Below are 19,322 nucleotides of genomic sequence, written 5' to 3'. Positions count from 1 at the left end.
TATATTAACTATGATTTTTAGAAGTTAAAATATTAATAAAGGGTTAATTGAAAAAAAATTAAAATATCTCTCAAAATTTAAAATTTTGATATTGAAAACACTTTTGATTATTAAATTAATAATTAAAAAGTTTTATATTTTAAAATAAATTTTTAAGCACAGGTAATGTATAATATGCACCTTAGCTTTATATCATGCGTTATAAATTATTTACTTTTAAACTATTGATTAATGTTAATTTAAAACTTAATATGTGTATAAAGATTTGAAAAAAGTGGGTAAGAATATAATTTTTAAAATTAGGAGCTGATACTATAAATTAAAAAACGGAAGGATGAATGTGATTGTGAACGAAAACAATATGAAAAACGAAGATTATTTAGAAGAAGTAGAAGAAGTATATGAAGAAAAATTAAATCAAAAAGGAAAAGTAGCAAAGGTAGGTTTTTGGTCATTTGTATCTATGATATTTATGACTTGTTATGGATTATCGAATGGACAACAAGTTTATTATCAAATGGGATATGCTTCTATAACATATGTAATTATAGGTGTTGTATTATTCTTTATACCTTACACTTTTATTGTTTCAGAGATGAGCTCGGCTTTTCATAATGAAAAAGGTGGAATATTTTCATGGATGAAAAATTCTGTAGGATTAAGATTTAGTACTATAGGAGCGTTTATCTGGTATATTTCTGGAGTTATATGGTGGTTTAGTATAAGTTCAATTTGTATAACTTTATCAACTATGATTTTTGGTAAAGATGAATCAGAAACATGGCATATATTTGGATTAAGTAATACTGGGACAACTGCTATTATAGGGATAATTTGGTTTTTGATAATAGTATTTTTCTGTAGAAGAGGAATAAAATCAATTTCAAAATTAGCGAATATATCAATGCTTGTAACAATACTTATGCATATAATAATTTTAGGTGGTGGTTTATTCGTATTTTTTATGAATGGAGCACACTTCCAACAACCTTTCCATTATACTGGAATTCAATCACTATTCATGGGACCTAATAAAGCATATGACAATGTACTTGCAGCACTTGGTTTCTTAGTATTTGCTATATTTGCTTTAGGTGGAATGGAAGCGAGTGGAGGATTAATTGATAAAGTTAAGAATCCAAAGAAAAACGTTCCAAGAGCAATGATTATGTCAGGGATAATAATTGCAATTTTATATATATCAATAATAATCATAAGTGGTATGGCTATGAATTGGAAAGAGACATTTAGTAGCTCAAATGTTAACTTATATAATTATTCAATTTACATGGTGCAACAACAATTCTTTGAATTTGGAAAATGTATAGGATTGTCTAATGCAGCATCAGTTTCATTAGGAGAATGGGTAAACAGAATAACAACTTGGATAACATTTATAGCAATGCTTAACTTACCATTAATGCTATATTATCCAATAAAACAAATGTTTGAAGGAATGCCAAAAGGAATGCTTCCAAAATTCTTAACTAAAGAAAACAAATATGGAATGACTGCAAATGCTTTATATGTACAAGCTGCTATAATCATTGGAGCAATGTTATTAATAGGATTTGGTGGAAATACAGCAAATACTGTATATAATAACTTAACATATATGGTAACTATATCAACATCAATTCCATGGGCATTTATAGTATTCTCTTATATAAAATTTAAATTAAATGATGATATAAAGAAAGAATATCAATTCTTTAATAAGAAATGGGGAGTAGTTGTTGGATCTATAACATTTATAACATTAGTTTTTGCGAATGGATTCTCAATAGTACAACCATTCTTACAACATAACTATCAACAAGGAATATGGATAGTTTCAGGACCATTAATATTTGGCTTCTTAGGTTGGATATTAGCGGAAGTTTATTTAAAAAGAAAAGAAAAAAATCTTATTAAATAATAAATGGATAATTAAATTTAGCTAAAGAAATAACATTTTGATACAAGTAAATGTAGCTTAATTAAGTTTCCAAGCAATTTAATTATAAATATATGATATGTCCTTTAAATAGACTTTATATTTAAGTTATAAATATAAAGTCTATTTTTTTTATTGATTTTTAGCTGTTAATATAAAAAATATACCTGCAATTAATAAAACTAATCGAATTATTAAAAGATAAATTTTGAATTGAACAACTGGAAAAAATGATATGTATACTTCTATTAATAAAAAGAATCCAATAAGAATATAACCTAAATTTTTAGTATTAAAAAAATAGTAAAGCATCAATAAGATTAATAAAATCATTATGAGAAATTTTATCATAAATAGCCCCCTTTATTTTAATATCCTAATTTAATTTTAAAATGATATATACAAATTTATCCAAAGAAATTCAATGAATTATTTGTTAAATTATTTAAAGTGATATTAATCTTACCAAGGGTAAAAAAGGAATTTATAATATTTTAATTATTGATTATAAAATTTTTAAATAATAAAAAAAGCAGTCTTTATTGACTGCTTTTTTATTCTCTTAATTTAATTATCAATATTAATTATTAAATCTCTTTTAAGGAGACTTATTCCTTTAACTTAAATCCATTTAAAGCTGTTAAAATAAGTGTCCATGAACATACAAAAGAGTATCTAGATTGTCTCTCTGTTAGCATATAGAAACCTATAAAACCTAAAAGGATTAAATAAATAAACATAACTTTTCCTTTTTGTTTTGAATTCTTTAAATTAAAAATTCCTTTTACTGCAAATACAAGTATAAATATATAATAAAGACTTATTATTATATATGATATTGTTGCTATAACTACAGCACTAGGAGCTTTTAAAGCACTTTCTCCTGCATTATTTAATACTGTCCATCCATAAGCACCATAATCTCCAATTCCCCATTGAAGGAATGTTTTTTCAGCATAGAATTTAATAATTTCTGGTATGCTGTGGCTTTCAAATCTTTGTTTTATTAATTGCATTGATTTTTCAGTAGTAAGCTTTGCATTAAAATGACATTCACTAGGAACTTTTGCATCTTCTACATTCCAAGCACCCAAGGCTTCAAAGTTAGTTCCTTTTAAAACAGTTGTTATAGAAGGCTCAGCAGGTTGCCAAATTTGGTTTTGTAATATATCTGCTTTTACTAATATATTACTAAGAATAACTGTTGGTAATGCACAACCTATAACAAGTATTATAAAGGCTAATAATTTTATTAAATATTTTTTCCTTTGAAGAATTAGCTTTTTTATAACAAAATAAATTAAATATGCTATAAAAAAGATTATTCCAACTGGTCTAAAAAGATCTCCAAGTGATAAAAATATACCACTTAAAAATATAAACAGTATACTATCTGTATCAATAAATTTAATAAAGAAATAAACGCTAACTAAAAAGAAAGGTATAGCCATATGCTCGGCCATAGTTTCACTACAATACATTATAAATGGTGGAAATATTGCTATTAAAAATGCACCTAGTTTTGCTAAGTTTTTGTTGTAAATATTTTTTCCAATAACATAAATCATGTAAACTACAAAAGTTTCATATACTACATTCATAAATTTTATTAAGAATAATGGGTTATTTGTTATCTTAAAAAATAAAGAATAATATAAAACTGTTATACTATCATGTGGGAATAAGTTAAAATAACTTAAACCATGAAATGCAGCAAAGTTTCCTTCTGCAGCAAGTTTTCCTGTTTCGTACATAAGTTTAAAATCAGATGTTGGGACTGTTTTAATAACAAGAATCCATATAAGTCTTAAAACAAAAGCCAAAATCAATATCTTCGGTAAACTTAAGTTGTTTTCAATATAATATCTTAATTTTTTCATTGTAATTTCCCCCAAACGTCGAAATACCATAAAATTATATAAAAAAAATTTTAATAAATAATCAATAAAATATGAACTGGAAGAGAATTTAATCTTAAAAATAATGTTAAAATATAATTAGTATTATAATAAGGGGTGATTTTTATTAGTAGAAAAATAATATTAAATTTAGCCATGAGCTTAGATGGATTTATTGCAGATGAAGATGGTGGTTATAATTGGATTACTGGAGATGGAAGAGATGATTTAAATACTGATGAAAAATGGAACTATGATGAATTTTTAGAGGAAATAGATATAGTAGTTATGGGAAAAAGATGCTATGATCAGGGATTCCATAATGATTACAGTAATAAAACTATTTATGTTGCAACAAATGAAGATTTAGAAGATTATGATAATGTTAAGTTTATAAAAAATGACATAGATAAATTTATTATGGCTGAGAAGGAAAAAGAAGGTAGAGATATATTTCTTTTTGGTGGAGGAGTTACTATAGATTCTTTTATTAAAAAGGATATTATAGATGAATACATAATAGGAATAATTCCTACTATTTTAGGAAAAGGAAGACCTCTATTTTTTAATAATAATCCTAAAATAAATTTACAATTAAATAAATATATAATTGATAATGGTGTAATAGTTTTAAAATATTCTAAAAGATATTAGGCTAAACGCATTTGAAATTGTTTCTATAAATTGGTATAGTTAAAAATGGATGGCATATTTTTTAGCTATACCTTTTATATTTTTAAAATTTTTTATAGAAAACTTTATAGGTGATATTGCACTCATTAGGAGGTGATAATCATGAAAATAGGGTTTATAGGTGGTGGAAAGGTTGGCTTTTCACTAGGAAAATATTTAAAAGAAAATAATTTTGATGTAGTAGGATATTTTAGTAAAAATGTAGACTCAATTAAAGGAGCTGCAAATTTTACAAATACAAAAGAATTCTATTCATTAAAAGAAATATTATCAGAAAGTGATATTTTATTTATTACAACTACAGATTCAGAAATAGAGAGTGTCTGGGAAAATCTAAAAAAGTTATCTATAAAAAATAAAATCATTTGTCATTGTAGTGGAGCATTAAGCTCTGAAATTTTTAAAGGTAGAGAAAATTACAATGTCTTTGGATATTCAGTCCATCCATTATTCCCAATTAAAGATAAATATGAAAGCTATAAAAGCTTAAAAGAGGCAGTTTTTACTGTTGAAGGTGATGAAACATATATAAATATAATAATTTCTATGTTTTCTTCTATAGGAAATAAAGTAAAGGAAATAAACAAAGAAGATAAGATTAAATATCATAAAAGTGCTGTATTAGTAAGTAATTTAGTTTTAGCTTTAATTTCTATAGGCGTAGATGAATTAGAAAGTTGTGGCTTTTATAGTGATGAAGCTTTAGATTCTTTATATCCTTTAATAAAAAATAATATTAAAAATATTAAAGAAAAAGGTTTATATGAAGCTTTAACAGGTCCTGTAGAAAGAGGAGATTTAGAGATAGTAAAAAAACATTTAGAAGCTTCAACAGATGAAAATAAGGAGATTTATAAGCTTTTATCAAAGAAGTTATTAGAAATTGGGAAGAAGAAAAATAAAAATAAAGATTATAAAAAAATGGAGGACTTTTTATGCAAATAAAAAACACAGCAGTTACATTTAAAGAAAGTAAAGGACATGAAAAATTATCTATGCTTACAGCATATGATTTTGGGACAGCTAAGCTTGTAGATGAAGCAGGAATTAATGGAATATTAGTAGGAGATTCTTTAGGAATGGTTATGCTTGGCTATGAAGATACTTTAGAAGTTACTATGGAAGATATGATTCATCATAGTAAGGCAGTTTCTAGAGGAGCTAAAAATGCTCTTATAGTTACAGATATGCCTTTTATGTCTTATCAAACTTCTGTTTATGATGCAGTAGTAAATGCAGGTAGACTTATAAAAGAGGGAAAAGCACAAGCTGTTAAGCTTGAAGGAGGCTTAGAAATAGTAGATAAAGTTGAAGCAATAGTAAAAGCTTCTATTCCTGTTATGGGGCATATAGGATTAACTCCTCAATCTATAAATCAAATAGGTGGATTTAAAGTTCAAGGAAAAAGTGAAGAAAGTGGAAGAATTCTTATAGAAAGTGCAAAAGCTTTAGAAAAAGCAGGAGCATTTGCTATAGTTTTAGAATGTGTTCCAAGTAAACTTTCAAAGCTTATTACAGAATCAATAAATATACCAACTATAGGAATAGGTGCAGGAAATGATTGTGATGGTCAAATTCTTGTATATCAAGATATGCTTGGAATGTTTTCAGGATTTAAACCTAAGTTTGTAAAAAGATATTCAGAACTTGGAGAAGAAATGAAAAAATCTTTTATTAAATATGATAAAGAAGTAAAAGATAAAGTTTTTCCTGGAGAAGAACATGGATTTAAAATAAGTGATGAAATAATAGAAAAATTATATTAAAGAGGTTATAGAGATGAAAATTTTAAAAAGCATATCAGAAGTGAGAAGAGTAGTAAACAATAATAAAGATAAGCAAATAGGATTTGTTCCAACTATGGGATTTTTACATGAAGGACATTTAAGTCTTATAAAAAAGGCTAGAGAAGAAAATGAATTAGTATTTGTAAGTATATTTGTAAACCCAACTCAATTTGGAGAAAATGAAGATTTAGATAGTTATCCAAGAGATTTAGAAAGAGATTCAAATCTTTGTTTAAATGCTGGAGTAGATTATATATTTTTACCAAATGCAAATGAAATGTATGGAGAAAATTTTTCAACATTTGTTCAAGTGGACAAGCTTAGAGAAGGACTTTGTGGGAAAAGTAGACCAGTTCATTTTAATGGAGTTTGTACAGTAGTAACAAAATTATTTAATATAGTTAAGCCAAATAAAGCATATTTTGGTGAAAAAGATGCTCAGCAATTAGCTATAATAAAGAGGTTAGTTAAGGATTTAAATATTGATGTAGAAATAATAGGTTGTCCTATAGTTAGAGAAGAAGATGGACTTGCTAAGAGTTCAAGAAACTCTTATCTTTCAGAAAAAGAAAGAATAGAGGCTAGAGTTTTAAGTATGGGATTAAAAAAATGTAAGGCTCTACTAGAAAGTGGAGAAAGAGATGTACAGGCTCTTAAAAAGGTAATAGAAGAAGAAATAAATAAAGCTGAGTCTTCAAAAATTGATTATATTGAAATAGTAGATAGTGAGTCATTACAAGAAGTTGAGACAGTAAAAAATAAAATATTAGTTGCAATAGCAGTATTTATAGGAAAAACAAGACTTATAGATAATTTTACTTTTGAGGAGGAAAAATAAAATGCAAATAGAAATGTTAAAAGGAAAAATTCATAGGGCTTGTGTTACAGAAGCAAAACTAAATTATGTAGGAAGCATTACTGTTGATGAGGATTTACTAGATGCAGCTGGAATATTAGAATATGAAAAGGTGCAAATAGTAGATATAGATAATGGAATGAGATTTGAAACATATACCATAGCAGGAGAAAGAGGCTCCGGAGTTATGTGTTTAAATGGAGCTGCTGCAAGATGTGTACAAGTTGGAGATAGAATAATTTTAATGGCTTATTGTATAATAGATAATGAAAAAGCTATAAAACATAGACCAAAAGTTGTGTTTGTAAATAAAGAAAATAAAATAGAAAAAATAACTTCATATGAAAAGCATGGAGAAATAGTAGAGCTTTAAAATAAAGGATTTAAATAAAAAGAGCAGAGTGTAATAAAAATATTCACTCTGCTCTTAAATTATATAAACTAAATAAATTACTAAATACATTAAAAAAAGAACCTATAGATAGTTTGTACACACTTAAAGGTTCTTTTTATTTAAACTTTATAAAACTGGCTAATATAATAATTTTTATAATATTTATTATACACCATTATCCATTAAAAGGGAATATTGTTTTAAAAAGTAATTAAAATTTTGCGAAAGTTTTTATTTATAGTATTCTATTTAAAAAATAAAATTTGAACAAAATTACATAAAAGTTTAATATTTACTTTAATATTGTTAAAATGATATATTAATTATATTAAAGGAGGTAAAATAAATGGCTATAGAAATTGTACCAGAATGGATGGTTAATCTCGAAAAAGAAGATATTATATTTATGAAAAAATTTATATTATCTTCAGGTTCTCTTAAAGAGGTAGCGAAACAATATGATGTAACATATCCAACAGTAAGATTAAGATTAGATAAGTTGATACAAAAGATTAAATTAAATGAAGATAATACAAATGATTCATATATAGCATTAATAAAAAGGCTTGTTATAAATGAAAAAATAGATTTTGATACAGCAAAAATTCTTATTTCAGAATATAAAAATAATAAAAAGGAGTCATAATTATGGATGGCAATACAAATACACTTTCATTTATACTAGTTTTATTTAATCTTATTCATTTTATAATAGTTCCAATAATCTTATTTTTTGTTGAATATATTTTAGCTAAGAAAGCTTCAAAATTTGCAATTATTTTACCTACTATAACTTTATTTATTTCGATTTTTTTAGGAGCATTTTATATATTAATAAGTGCTATTATGTTTTTAATATGGTATTTAGTTAAGAAATCAGTAGAAAAAAAATTATCAGAAATAGATAAAATGAATATACAAGATTTAGATTAAAAAATAGCTTTAAATAAAAAACTCTGGATAAAATCATAAAAAAGGTATATTATAAAGATAAATATAAAAAAGAAATGAGGTTGAAAAGATGAGCATATTTTCTTGCAAATAATTAATTTAATAGCATTTAAAGAGGGCAATATTAGATTGCTTTATTTTGGTGCGCATTGCAAGAAAATTATAGTTTTTTCAACATAGAATAAATAAAAATTTTGGATGTAAGTATAGCTATTTATATTATTATAGCTATGCCCTTAGTTTTGCCTGTATTTTATGGATGTAAGAATAATTTTCTTGCATCCATTTTTAATTGCAGGAGGTTTAAACTTATGGGAATAATAAAAGTAAATAATCTTACATTTGGATATGAAGGGGGAAGTGATGACTTATTTAAAGAGGTTTCTTTTCAAATTGATACAAAGTGGAAGCTTGGATTGATAGGAAGAAATGGGAGAGGAAAAACAACTTTAATGAAGTTATTAAAAGGTGAGCTTGAATATAGAGGAAGTATAACTAAAACTGTGGAGATAGATTATTTTCCATTTGAAGTGAAAAATAAAGAATATTTAACTATAGATGTTGTAGAGGAAATATCAGATAATTTTGAGTTATGGAAGTTGAATAAAGAAATGACTTTTTTAGATTTAGATAAAGAGGTTTTATATAGACCTTTTAATACTTTAAGTAATGGAGAGCAAACTAAAATTCTTTTAGCAATTTTATTTTTAAGGGAAAATAATTTTATATTAATAGATGAACCAACTAATCATTTAGATATAGAAGCTAGAATAAAGGTAAATGAATATTTAAATAAGAAAAGTGGATTTATATTAATATCACATGATAGAGATTTTTTAGATAATTGTGTTGACCATATAATGTCTATAAATAAAGCAGATATTGATATTCAAAAAGGAAATTATACTTCTTGGCATGAAAATAAATTAAAGCTTGATAATTTTGAAATTAATAAAAATGAAAAATTAAAAAAAGATATTAAGAAATTAGAAAAAGCTGCAAAAAGGACTTCAAATTGGTCTGATAAAGTTGAAAATACTAAAATTGGGCAAGGACCTTGTGATAGAGGAGCAATAGGACATAAAGCTGCTAAGATGATGAAAAGGTCTAAAGCTATAGATGAAAGAGTAAATAGAGTAATTGAAGAAAAGAAAGGACTTTTAAAAAATATAGAAAATAAAGAAACTCTAAAAATAAGTGCTGATAATTATCATAAAGAAAAGTTAATAGAAGTTAGAAATGTATCTATTAAATATTATGATAAAGAAATTTTTGAAAAGATTTCTTTTGAAGTAAATAAAGGAGATAGAATCTGTATAATAGGAAAAAATGGTGTTGGTAAATCAAGCCTAATTAAAGCTATATTAGGAAAAAATATAGATTATACTGGAGAAATATTTATAGAAAAAAATATAAAAATATCTTATATAAATCAAGAAATAGAGTTAAAAAAAGAAAAATTAGATGAATATGCACAAAGAAAAGGAATAGACCAAACAATGTTAAAAACTATTCTTAGAAAATTAGGTTTTGAGAGGGAAAAGTTTGATGAATATATGTGTAATTTTAGTGATGGACAAAAGAAGAAGGTTGAATTAGCTAGAAGTCTTTGTACTAAAGCCCACATATATGTTTGGGATGAACCTTTTAACTACTTAGATATAATATCAAGAGAGCAGTTAGAAGAATTAATAAATGAATCAAATGCAACATTTATTTTTGTAGAGCATGATATAAGATTTATAGAAAATGTAGGAAGCAAAAAAATAATATTATCTTAAAAAATAAAATTAAAAGCTAGATTTAATTGTAAAATCTAGCTTTTTTTGTTTTTTAAGGAGAAACTATTCATAAATAAAAAGGGAATTGTAATAATAAATTACAATTCATAAGAAAGAGATATAGTATAATTTAAATGTTACAATTAAAAAAATTTATCAAATTAATACTTTAAAAGGGTGATAAATAATGAAGAAATACAAAGGAATAATTACAATATTAGTGGCTATTGTGATAATGATAGTAGGAGCAATATTACTTTTCTCTCCTGCAAAGAAAAATAGTGTATTATCAAATAATGTAAAAATAAGAAAAGATATAAAATTAAATAATGAAATACCAAAAAGTGTCTATGATTCAAAAAAATTATACATAAAAATTCTTTTAAAAGAGGATAGTAATCCTAAGGTAAAAACAATATTAGCAAACTTAAATCTTTACCCAGAATCATTAGTAAAACTTGCTTCATATAATAAAGCAGCACTTGACTTTGTTTACGATTATCCATTTGAGGCAGAATATTATCAAAATAAAAAAATTGATATTAAAAGCTATTATGAAAAAGGAAAAATACCTTTATTTTTACAATGGGATAAGCAATGGGGTTATGACAAATATGGAGATAACTACATAGCTGTAAATGGATGTGGACCAACAGCACTTTCTATGGTTATTGTAGGACTTACAGGCAATACAAACATAAATCCTAAAGTTGTAGCTGATTATAGTGAAAGTAAAGGCGAATATGTAAATGGAGAAGGAAGTAAGTGGACAATGATGACAGATATTCCAGAACATTTTGGGGTTGAAGGAAAAGAAATTCCACTTATAAAAAGTAAAATAATTGATGAACTAAAAGAGGGAAATCCTATTATAGCTGCTATGGGACCAGGAGTATTTACTAAAACAGGACATTTCATTGTTTTAACTGGATTAACAGAAGATGGACAAGTAATAGTAAATGACCCTGATAGTAAGGTAAATAGTGAAAAAACTTGGAATCTAAATTTAGTTATGAAAGAAACTAAAGACCTTTGGGTATTTAAAAAAATGTAAATAAATTTATATAAGAAATATAACAAATTAATATTAATCTAATTAAAGACTATGATTTATATTTAACCTAAAAGAGCTAGCATTATTGCTAGCTTTTTTTATTTATATATAAATAAAAAGAGGTATTAATAGAATGTGCAAATAAAAAAATTGATAACTATTTTTTATTAAAATTTATTTCTAATAGATCATAAAAAGAATGAAGTAAGTGTTAAAAATAATTAAAAGTTATTCTCAATTATTGATAATGAAAATTTTCTATAGTATTATACAAATATAGTACGAAATACGAACTATTCTATTTAAGTACTATTTTATAAATTTATTTAAAGGAGGTAAAAGTGGAAAAAAATATAGATAATCAAATATCAGAATTAAGTAAAATATTTCATGAGTTTTTAGTTTTTAAAAAATATCTAGAATTAGAAAAACGATTTAGTAATTTAAATAAATTTAGTGTTAATGAAATTTCAATAATAAATATGTTAGGACATAATGATAATGTAATATTGAAAGATATAATAGATGCTATTAAAGTTCCTAAAAGTACATTAACAGGTTTAATTAATAAATTAGAGAAAAATAATCTAGTTAAAAGAGTTATAAATGATTCAGATAAAAGGTCTTATAAATTAGAATTAACTGAAAAAGGTATGGAAATAAGTAAAGAGCATGATGAATTTGATAAGTTTGTTTCAAGTGAAATGCTTAATAGTTTAAGTAATTATGAAGAGAGACAAGAATTTATAAAATTATTTGGCAAAGCAGTTAGTAATGCGAAGTGTAATGCTAAGGAGGAAAAGTAGATGTTAATAGATTTAAGTTTAGAAGTTACTAAAAAATATATGGATTTAGCTATGGAATTTGGGAAAATGGAGCATTTAGGACATTTAGGAACACACTTTGATGTTATGAATAAAAAATTCCCATTAGAATATACAAATAGAGATGCTATAGTTTTTGATGTTAGCAGTATAAAAGATAGAGATATTGAAATATCTGACATTGATATTACTAAAGTAAAAGAAAATATGTTTGTAGCTTTCTATACAGGATTTATATATGAAGCTGAATATGGAACAGAAAAATATTTTAAAGAACCTAGAGAGTTATCAAAAGAATTAATAAAAGAATTAGTAAAAAGAGGTGTTTCTATTATAGCAATTGATTGCTGTGGAGTTAGAAGAGGAAAAGAACATGATTGGGCAGACCAATATTGTGCTGATAGTAATGCATTTGTTATAGAAAACTTATATAATTTAGAAAAAGTTTTAAATGGAAAGAAATCAGAAGAATTTAAAGCAAATACATATCCAGTAAACTTTACAGAACTTACAGGATTACCTTGTAGAGTAATAGCAGAAGTATAATATTTATTAAAATATATTATAAAAACTGTTGCAAAATTTTTTAAAACAATTTTGCAACAGTTTTTTTTATTTAGCTAGAAAGTCTAGATTCTAAAATTAAATAAGATATTCCTTTAGATTCAGATTTATATTTATTTATTGTTTTTAAATAGTCAGGATTTTTATAATGGTCATAAGCTAATGCTAAATATTTTATAAATTCTCCATTATCTTCTTCATTAACATTTTTTCCTTTTATATTTTCATATGGCCATTTTTCTTTTCCAAGTAAATAGTTATTTAAATAGTCTAAGGCTTTTTCTATGCTTCCACCATATGGTGATTTATAATCCCAAATAGGTATAGATAGTTTTTCACCTATATTAGCAAGGGTTATGAAAGCTTCAAGGTTATATTCTGTATAATCAACAGATTTTGTTCTAATTAAAGCAGATGGAATTTTTCCGCTATTCTTTATTTGAGGAAAAATGCTATAAGGTCCAACTGCTTCCAGAGCCTTTATAGTTCTTTCTTTATTTCCTGCAAAAGCATTAAATAAAGCCAATTCAGCTTGAAGCCATGTTCCATGATTATCAATTCTAAGCATATCAATATTTCCTTTGCTTGATTTTAAAAGCCATTCTTGGAAGTCATTAAACCATGCTTTTAATCCATTAAGGTCTTTATTAGTTAATGCATTTGAACCTTTTAGTAAATAAATATCATTTACTATTTGTATAAATGGAACAGCAGAAATCATTGTAGAATTATTAAAGAAATAAGTTTTTCCTGAATTAGTAACAAAAATTTCTGAATATTTCATATTAGGATTCATTTTAGTTGAACTATTTAAAAACCAAGCATTTAGAAAATCAACAGCTTTTTTTGCATAAACTTCTTTACCAGTTAAAGTATAATCAATAGATAAAGTATTTACGGCAGAAACTAATTTTGCAAGTCTTTGTGAATCAAACTTAGATTCATCTAATCTTTCAGGATTATCAACTCCATCTTTTACAATATATCCAGTTTTAGTGTTTGAATCATTATAAAGATAAGGTGTCATAGAAACAAAATCATGTTTAGTTTCACCTGATGCAATTAAATCAGTTTTATCAGTTACAGATGGATAGTTAGTAGTATTTAATAGGTTGTTACCTTCCTTTTCTAAAGTCTTAATAGTATCTTGAATTTTAGGAGAAGGATTGTCATATAAAGATTTTATTGCAGATTTATTGTACTCACCTTTAAAGTTTTTAAGATTTACCATTAATTTAGAATTAATTTTAGATTTTGAAGTGCTTTGGTATCTAAAAAAATATCCTCCAATAAAAGAAAGTAAAATAACAACAATAAAACTAATTGTTATGTAAAATTTTTTCATTAGATTAAGACCTCCTTATAAAATTTATAGTTTAATAGTACTATCTTTTAATGAAAAATAGTTTAAACATATTTATAAAGATTTGTTAATTAGAAAATTCAATTTATAAATAAAAGAGAAATAACTATGTTTAGGTTTAAAAAATAAAAGTTTATAAATATAATAATTATTTAAATATATTTTTAATGTATATAAAAACTGCTTTAATTTATTTTTTAAAGCAGTTTTTTTATTTATAAATTTATTTTAGTAGCCATTAACTTCTGATAATAATCCACCAAGTCTTATAAGTGAATTTGGAGCATCTTTACTATCCATTACAAGTTCTATAAAAGCAAGTTTATTTTTATTTTTGTTAGCAAGGTCTATAGCTTTAATTAAGTCTTCTTCTGTTTGAACCTTACAGGAAATTGACTTTTCTTTATTTAAATCAAATATATTTACAAGGTTTTTATAGTCCCACATATTTATTTCATTATATTTTCTTTCTGGTCCATGTATAAGTTTTTCAATTGTATATCCATCATTATTAATAACAAATATTATTGGGTGTAAATCTTCTCTTATCATAGTTGATACTTCTTGACCTGTTAATTGAAATGAACCATCACCTATAATAAGTATATTTCTTCTATTTTTATCTGCCATTTGAGATCCTAAAAGTGCAGGAAGTGTATATCCTATAGAAGCCCATAAAGGTTGCCCTATGAATTTAGATTTTTCAGGCATTCTAACAGAAGTTGCTCCTGAAAATGAAGTTCCTGTTTCAGCTAAAAGTATATCTCCTTTTTCTAAAATACTTTCTATAAATTGATAGAATCTTTCTTGTGTTAATTCTTTATTTTTTTCAGGTATATATTTTATAGCTTTTTTAGGCTCTACTTTAAATTTATGTTTAAAGTTAATATCATTATTTAAAAGAGCGTGTAATACATCCTTCATTAAAATATTAGCATATATTTTTTCTCCAATTTTTGCATGTAGTGCATGTATTTCTACAACTGTTATATTTTCATGTACTAAGTTAAAGCAAGCTGTAGTAAAGTCGCTAAGTTTAACTCCAAAGAAGAATGCTACATCTGATGTATTCATAGCTTCTTTTACTGAATCAGAGCTTAAAACTCCATTATAAATACCAACGAAATTATCACAATATTCATTAACAGCACTTTTACCCATACTTGTTGTACTTACTGGAAGTCCTGTAACTTTAACAAAATTTCTAGCTTCTAAACTAAGGTTACATCTATCTACTTCATAATCCGCAAGAACCATTTCTCCTTTAGATTTTGAAACTAATTCTTTTACGTCTTTTATAAATTCTTTTAGTGTTTCTTCATTAGTTTTAACATCAATATTTAATTTTTCTCCTGAAACTTCTATTTCTGTATCAACAATATCAAAAGGAAGACCTATATAAACAGGTTTTTTAGTTATATAACATTCAGTTAATACTCTATCTATTTCTCTTGCTGCATTCATTTCACTTAAAATAGTTTGAGCAGATGTAACTTCTCTAAACATATTGTAGAATTTATAATATTGACCATCTCCTAAAGAGTGGTGAACATATTTTGAGCTATTATTCATAATGCTCATTGATGGAATACCTGTAATTTTAACTATTGGAACATCTTCTGCATAAGCACCAGCTATTCCATTTATAGCACTAAGTTCCCCAACTCCAAAAGTTGTTACTAATGCTGACATACCATTAACTCTTGCATATCCATCAGCTGCATAAGAACCATTAAGTTCATTACAATTACCAACCCATTCAATTCCGTCCATGTCTTCAATGTGGTCTAAAAATAACAAGTTATAGTCTCCAGGGACACCGTATATATGTTTTACATTAAACTCCTTTAATCTTTTTAATAAATAATCTCCTATTGTTATTTTCATTTTTATTACCTCCATTTTATAAAACTTTAATATTATATCTAAGTAAATTTATTTGTTATTTTAAAATTAATTAAGTACAACTTTTATTAAAAGTTATAATTAATTTTTACATTGATATTTAAAGCATATTTTGTGCCAACTTTAAAAAACAATTAGAAATAGCTTAAAATCTTTTATTTTTTTAAGAATATAAAAAAAATACGATACCAAAAGTATCAATTATGAGACTTTTGGTATCGCATTTGAGATTTTTTTCTCATATAGCTTGCTCTACTGATTTCAAGCTTATCTAAAATGTCTTCCATTTTATAACCATCTTCTAAAAGTTTATTTATAATCTTAAATTCAACTTCTTTTATTATTTCTTTTAAACTATTATTCATATTAATTTTTAGACTATATTCTTTTTCATAATTTCCCATGCCATCTATAAAAGATTTATAATCTATATTATCCATATCAAAATCACTAAATTCTACCATTAGTGATAATCTTCTAATTACATTTTCAAGTTCTCGAATATTTCCTCTCCATGCATAATTACTTGGACATTTTTTTATAATTTCTATTACTTCTTCTTTATTAAAAACTCCAAATCTATTTAAAAGTTCCTTTGAAATTAAAGGTATGTCAGCTCTTCTATCCCTTAAAGCAGGTACACTTATATTAAAAACATTTAATCTATAATATAAATCTTCTCTAAATCTACCTTTTAAAACCTCTTGCCTTAAATCTTTATTAGTTGCACAAACTATTCTAATATCAATAGGTGTTATTTCATTACTTCCAACTCTCATGATTTCTTTTTCTTGTATAACTCTTAAAAGGCTAGACTGAAGGCCTAAAGGAAGTTCTCCAATTTCATCTAAAAAAATAGTTCCCCTATGTGCAAGTTCAAAAAGACCAACTTTTCCTTCTTTTTTAGCTCCAGTAAATGCGCCTTTATCATATCCAAAAAGTTCGCTTTCTAGTAAATTTTCATTAATTGCTCCGCAATTTACAGCAACAAAAGGCCAATCACGTCTATCACTTTGATTATGTATACTTTGTGCAAATAGTTCTTTTCCAGTTCCTGATTCTCCATAAATTAAAATAGTAGCATTTGTCTTAGCATATTTCATTGCCATCTTTTTTATCTTTTCCATATTTTTATCTTTAGTTATGATGTTATCAAAGTTGTATTTAGCAACAAGACCTTTTTTATGATTATTATTTCTTATTTTTCTTTCTAATTTTTGAATAGTTGAAGCTTTATCAAAAGAATTAACTCTTCCAATTAAAGTATCATTTATCTTTATTTCTATGGTGCTTGTTGCAACCATCTTTCCATTAATATTTATAATTCCATCACTAGATAATTCTGTTGAGTTTTCAGATATACCTAAAATATTTGTAATATTTTTATCTAAAATTTCTTCTTTATTTACATTTAAAATTTTTGCTGCTTCAGTATTACAAATAGTAATTTTATTATTTGTATCTGTTACAATAATTCCTTGTTTTATAAAGTTTAAAATAGTATTAAGTTTTACGTTTTTTTCAATTTCTTTTTTTCTAACATTAAAAATATTTATAGCATCTTCAATTGCTTTATTCATAGCTTCATCACTAGATTTTAACAATATACTTTTAAGAGATAAATTCTTACTATATATTTCAGTACATCCGCCACCAACAACTAGATTACCTCCAAGTTCTTTAGCTTTTTTAAGAGAATCTTTAATATCCTCTGGAATAATATATTTTATTTGTAAAATATTTTTTTTTAGCTTAAATATACTTTTAATTTCTTCTAAATCAAAAACATCTTTATAATAAGATAAACAAACTATTTGAGTATTATCATTTATTTCTATGCTATTTATAGCTTTAATTAAATCAAAATTAGTTATCTTAATATCAACAACGGGAATGTTTGTATTTTCTCTAATAAAACTAACACTTGAACCACCACTTAAAAAAACATCAGTAGTAGTTTCATTTTCTTTTATAAATTCCTTAATTTCTTGTTTATCATTAATAGTCTTTGCATTAATATTAATTCTTTTGTCTTTAAGATTATTAAAATAATCAGACATCTCACTATAAGGAGACACAATACTAATATTAATTTTTTCATTATTTAAAACTTCCAAATTATCACCTATTCTTTTTAATATAGATTATATTTTATATAGTTAAGTGTTATTAACTTTACTATATTATTTATTTAAGTATTAGTAAATGTGATATATAAGATTAATATTACTTAAATATATTTTACGTTAATAATTTTTACAATTTAAAGCTAATAAAATGAAAAATAAGATAAATTGACAAAATAATGCAAAGTAAATAGAATGTGAATAAAGGGTTAACATAATATAAATAAAGAGCTTTATTCCGGCATTGAGGCTTTAAATACTGAAGATTATGAGAAAAGTAAAAATGATATGGAAAAGGTTTTAAAATTAGATTCTAATAATAAAGAGGCAAAAAATATTATAGATATAATAAACTCTTATGAAGCTTCTAAAAAATATTTTGAAGAAGGAAATTTAAATGCAGCAGAAGAAGAGATAAATAAGATTCCAAGTGAGTATTCAAAATATAATATAAAGGATAAAGTGGACAAGCTTAAATAAGATATAAAAATAAAAAAAGATAATATAAATAAAATAAATGAAGAGTTAAATTTAATTTCTAGTTTAATAGATAAAAAAGAATTTAAAAAAGCAAGTGAAGAAATAGAAAAGGTAGAGATTAAAAATGGAACAAAAGAGCAAGAAGAAAAGCTTGAAGAATATAAGAATAAAGTTAATGAAGAAATAAAGAAGACTGAGTTAGAAGAAAAAAAGAAAAAAGAAGAAGAAGCTAAAAAGAAGGAATGACAGTTATGATGAAGTTAAAGCAAGATTCGGGAGGAGAAGGTGTTTTATTCTATATACTTAGAGAAGATTACTTTCATATTTTAGATGGTGCTAGAATTATACAAAATAAAAATGGAGTAAAATATTATGCAGGAAGTCAAACTGATTTTCCTATGTTAGGAGATAATCCTCAGCTTCAAGAGTATAGTGTTATGTTAAGAGAAGCTTATAATGTATTAAATACAATAAAACAGATAAATTATATTATATTTTATAAAAAAGCTAGCTATAAAAATAGCTAGCTTTTTGTATTGTGTATTTATACTTTTAGTTTATAATGATTCAACAATAGTTCTACTATTATTAGATGTATTAAATTCAAATAATATACCAAATTTATATTAATATATATTTTAAATTTTTATATAGAATTTTATCTTTATAATTAAATTGAAAATTAATTTAGTAATAATACATCTCTATAT

19 protein-coding genes are annotated in these 19,322 nt (G+C 24.6%); 14 read left to right on the top strand and 5 right to left on the bottom strand.

Annotated elements, in window-relative coordinates:
* The first annotated feature begins 334 nt into the window (after positions 1–334).
* Positions 335–1,918, top strand: a complete 1,584-nt coding sequence (gene yjeM, locus CLTHE_RS08975; RefSeq protein ID WP_242945631.1) for a glutamate/gamma-aminobutyrate family transporter YjeM — start codon at positions 335–337, stop codon at positions 1,916–1,918.
* Positions 1,919–2,068: 150 nt separating this feature from the next.
* Here yjeM and CLTHE_RS08970 read toward each other — a convergent pair whose 3' ends face one another.
* Both CLTHE_RS08970 and CLTHE_RS08965 read right to left on the bottom strand, forming a co-directional pair.
* Entirely contained in the window at positions 2,069–2,287 is a 219-nt protein-coding gene (locus CLTHE_RS08970; protein WP_080023010.1) for a hypothetical protein, read from the bottom strand.
* Between the two features lie 257 nt (positions 2,288–2,544).
* Positions 2,545–3,816: a glycosyltransferase family 39 protein gene (locus CLTHE_RS08965; RefSeq protein ID WP_158082703.1), complete on the bottom strand. Its 1,272-nt coding sequence runs from the start codon at positions 3,814–3,816 to the stop codon at positions 2,545–2,547.
* 144 nt (positions 3,817–3,960) lie between these two features.
* Between CLTHE_RS08965 and CLTHE_RS08960 the strand changes: the two genes are divergently transcribed.
* The 11 genes from CLTHE_RS08960 (at position 3,961) to CLTHE_RS08910 (ending at position 12,720) form a co-directional block, all read left to right on the top strand.
* The gene (locus CLTHE_RS08960) at positions 3,961–4,488 is read left to right on the top strand and encodes a dihydrofolate reductase family protein (RefSeq protein WP_080023017.1); all 528 of its coding nucleotides are present in this window, start codon (positions 3,961–3,963) and stop codon (positions 4,486–4,488) included.
* 141 nt (positions 4,489–4,629) lie between these two features.
* Positions 4,630–5,472, top strand: a complete 843-nt coding sequence (locus CLTHE_RS08955) for a Rossmann-like and DUF2520 domain-containing protein (RefSeq protein ID WP_080023006.1) — start codon at positions 4,630–4,632, stop codon at positions 5,470–5,472.
* Positions 5,469–6,293 (top strand): 3-methyl-2-oxobutanoate hydroxymethyltransferase, encoded by an 825-nt coding sequence (gene panB, locus CLTHE_RS08950; protein ID WP_080023014.1) that lies wholly within the window; start codon positions 5,469–5,471, stop codon positions 6,291–6,293. The genes CLTHE_RS08955 and panB overlap by 4 nt, the downstream gene beginning before the upstream one ends.
* Positions 6,294–6,306: 13 nt before the next feature.
* On the top strand, positions 6,307–7,152 hold the full coding sequence (panC, locus tag CLTHE_RS08945) for a pantoate--beta-alanine ligase (protein WP_080023003.1): 846 nt from the start codon (positions 6,307–6,309) through the stop codon (positions 7,150–7,152).
* Between the two features lies 1 nt (position 7,153).
* Positions 7,154–7,543 (top strand): aspartate 1-decarboxylase, encoded by a 390-nt coding sequence (panD, locus tag CLTHE_RS08940; RefSeq protein WP_080023000.1) that lies wholly within the window; start codon positions 7,154–7,156, stop codon positions 7,541–7,543.
* Between the two features lie 367 nt (positions 7,544–7,910).
* Positions 7,911–8,210, top strand: coding sequence for a DUF2089 family protein (locus CLTHE_RS08935; RefSeq protein ID WP_080022997.1), 300 nt, complete (start codon positions 7,911–7,913; stop codon positions 8,208–8,210).
* Positions 8,211–8,212: 2 nt separating this feature from the next.
* A complete protein-coding gene (locus CLTHE_RS08930) occupies positions 8,213–8,497 on the top strand; it encodes a hypothetical protein (protein WP_080022994.1) in 285 nt (94 codons plus the stop codon).
* A 329-nt stretch (positions 8,498–8,826) separates the two neighbouring features.
* Entirely contained in the window at positions 8,827–10,296 is a 1,470-nt protein-coding gene (gene abc-f / locus CLTHE_RS08925; protein ID WP_080022991.1) for a ribosomal protection-like ABC-F family protein, read from the top strand.
* A 187-nt stretch (positions 10,297–10,483) separates the two neighbouring features.
* Positions 10,484–11,350: a C39 family peptidase gene (locus CLTHE_RS08920; RefSeq protein ID WP_080022988.1), complete on the top strand. Its 867-nt coding sequence runs from the start codon at positions 10,484–10,486 to the stop codon at positions 11,348–11,350.
* Between the two features lie 341 nt (positions 11,351–11,691).
* The gene (locus tag CLTHE_RS08915) at positions 11,692–12,156 is read left to right on the top strand and encodes a MarR family winged helix-turn-helix transcriptional regulator (protein WP_080022986.1); all 465 of its coding nucleotides are present in this window, start codon (positions 11,692–11,694) and stop codon (positions 12,154–12,156) included.
* Positions 12,157–12,720 (top strand): cyclase family protein, encoded by a 564-nt coding sequence (locus CLTHE_RS08910; RefSeq protein WP_080022984.1) that lies wholly within the window; start codon positions 12,157–12,159, stop codon positions 12,718–12,720.
* A 70-nt stretch (positions 12,721–12,790) separates the two neighbouring features.
* Here the strand turns inward: CLTHE_RS08910 and CLTHE_RS08905 are convergent, their stop codons facing one another.
* The 3 genes from CLTHE_RS08905 to CLTHE_RS08895 form a co-directional block, all read right to left on the bottom strand.
* Positions 12,791–14,083, bottom strand: coding sequence for an alginate lyase family protein (locus CLTHE_RS08905; RefSeq protein ID WP_080022981.1), 1,293 nt, complete (start codon positions 14,081–14,083; stop codon positions 12,791–12,793).
* 246 nt (positions 14,084–14,329) lie between these two features.
* Positions 14,330–15,988, bottom strand: a complete 1,659-nt coding sequence (locus CLTHE_RS08900) for an alpha-keto acid decarboxylase family protein (protein ID WP_080022978.1) — start codon at positions 15,986–15,988, stop codon at positions 14,330–14,332.
* Between the two features lie 215 nt (positions 15,989–16,203).
* On the bottom strand, positions 16,204–18,123 hold the full coding sequence (locus CLTHE_RS08895; RefSeq protein ID WP_080022976.1) for a sigma 54-interacting transcriptional regulator: 1,920 nt from the start codon (positions 18,121–18,123) through the stop codon (positions 16,204–16,206).
* Positions 18,124–18,420: 297 nt separating this feature from the next.
* Here CLTHE_RS08895 and CLTHE_RS08890 point away from each other — a divergent pair, with 297 nt between their 5' ends.
* Together CLTHE_RS08890 and CLTHE_RS08885 are read left to right on the top strand one after the other, a co-directional pair.
* Positions 18,421–18,612, top strand: a complete 192-nt coding sequence (locus CLTHE_RS08890; RefSeq protein ID WP_080022974.1) for a hypothetical protein — start codon at positions 18,421–18,423, stop codon at positions 18,610–18,612.
* 251 nt (positions 18,613–18,863) lie between these two features.
* Positions 18,864–19,139, top strand: a complete 276-nt coding sequence (locus CLTHE_RS08885; RefSeq protein WP_080022972.1) for a hypothetical protein — start codon at positions 18,864–18,866, stop codon at positions 19,137–19,139.
* Positions 19,140–19,322 lie beyond the last annotated feature (183 nt).

Origin of the sequence: Clostridium thermobutyricum DSM 4928 (genome assembly GCF_002050515.1) — a bacterium.
Classification (GTDB): domain Bacteria; phylum Bacillota; class Clostridia; order Clostridiales; family Clostridiaceae; genus Clostridium; species Clostridium thermobutyricum.
This window is presented reverse-complemented; position numbering and strand designations above follow the sequence as displayed.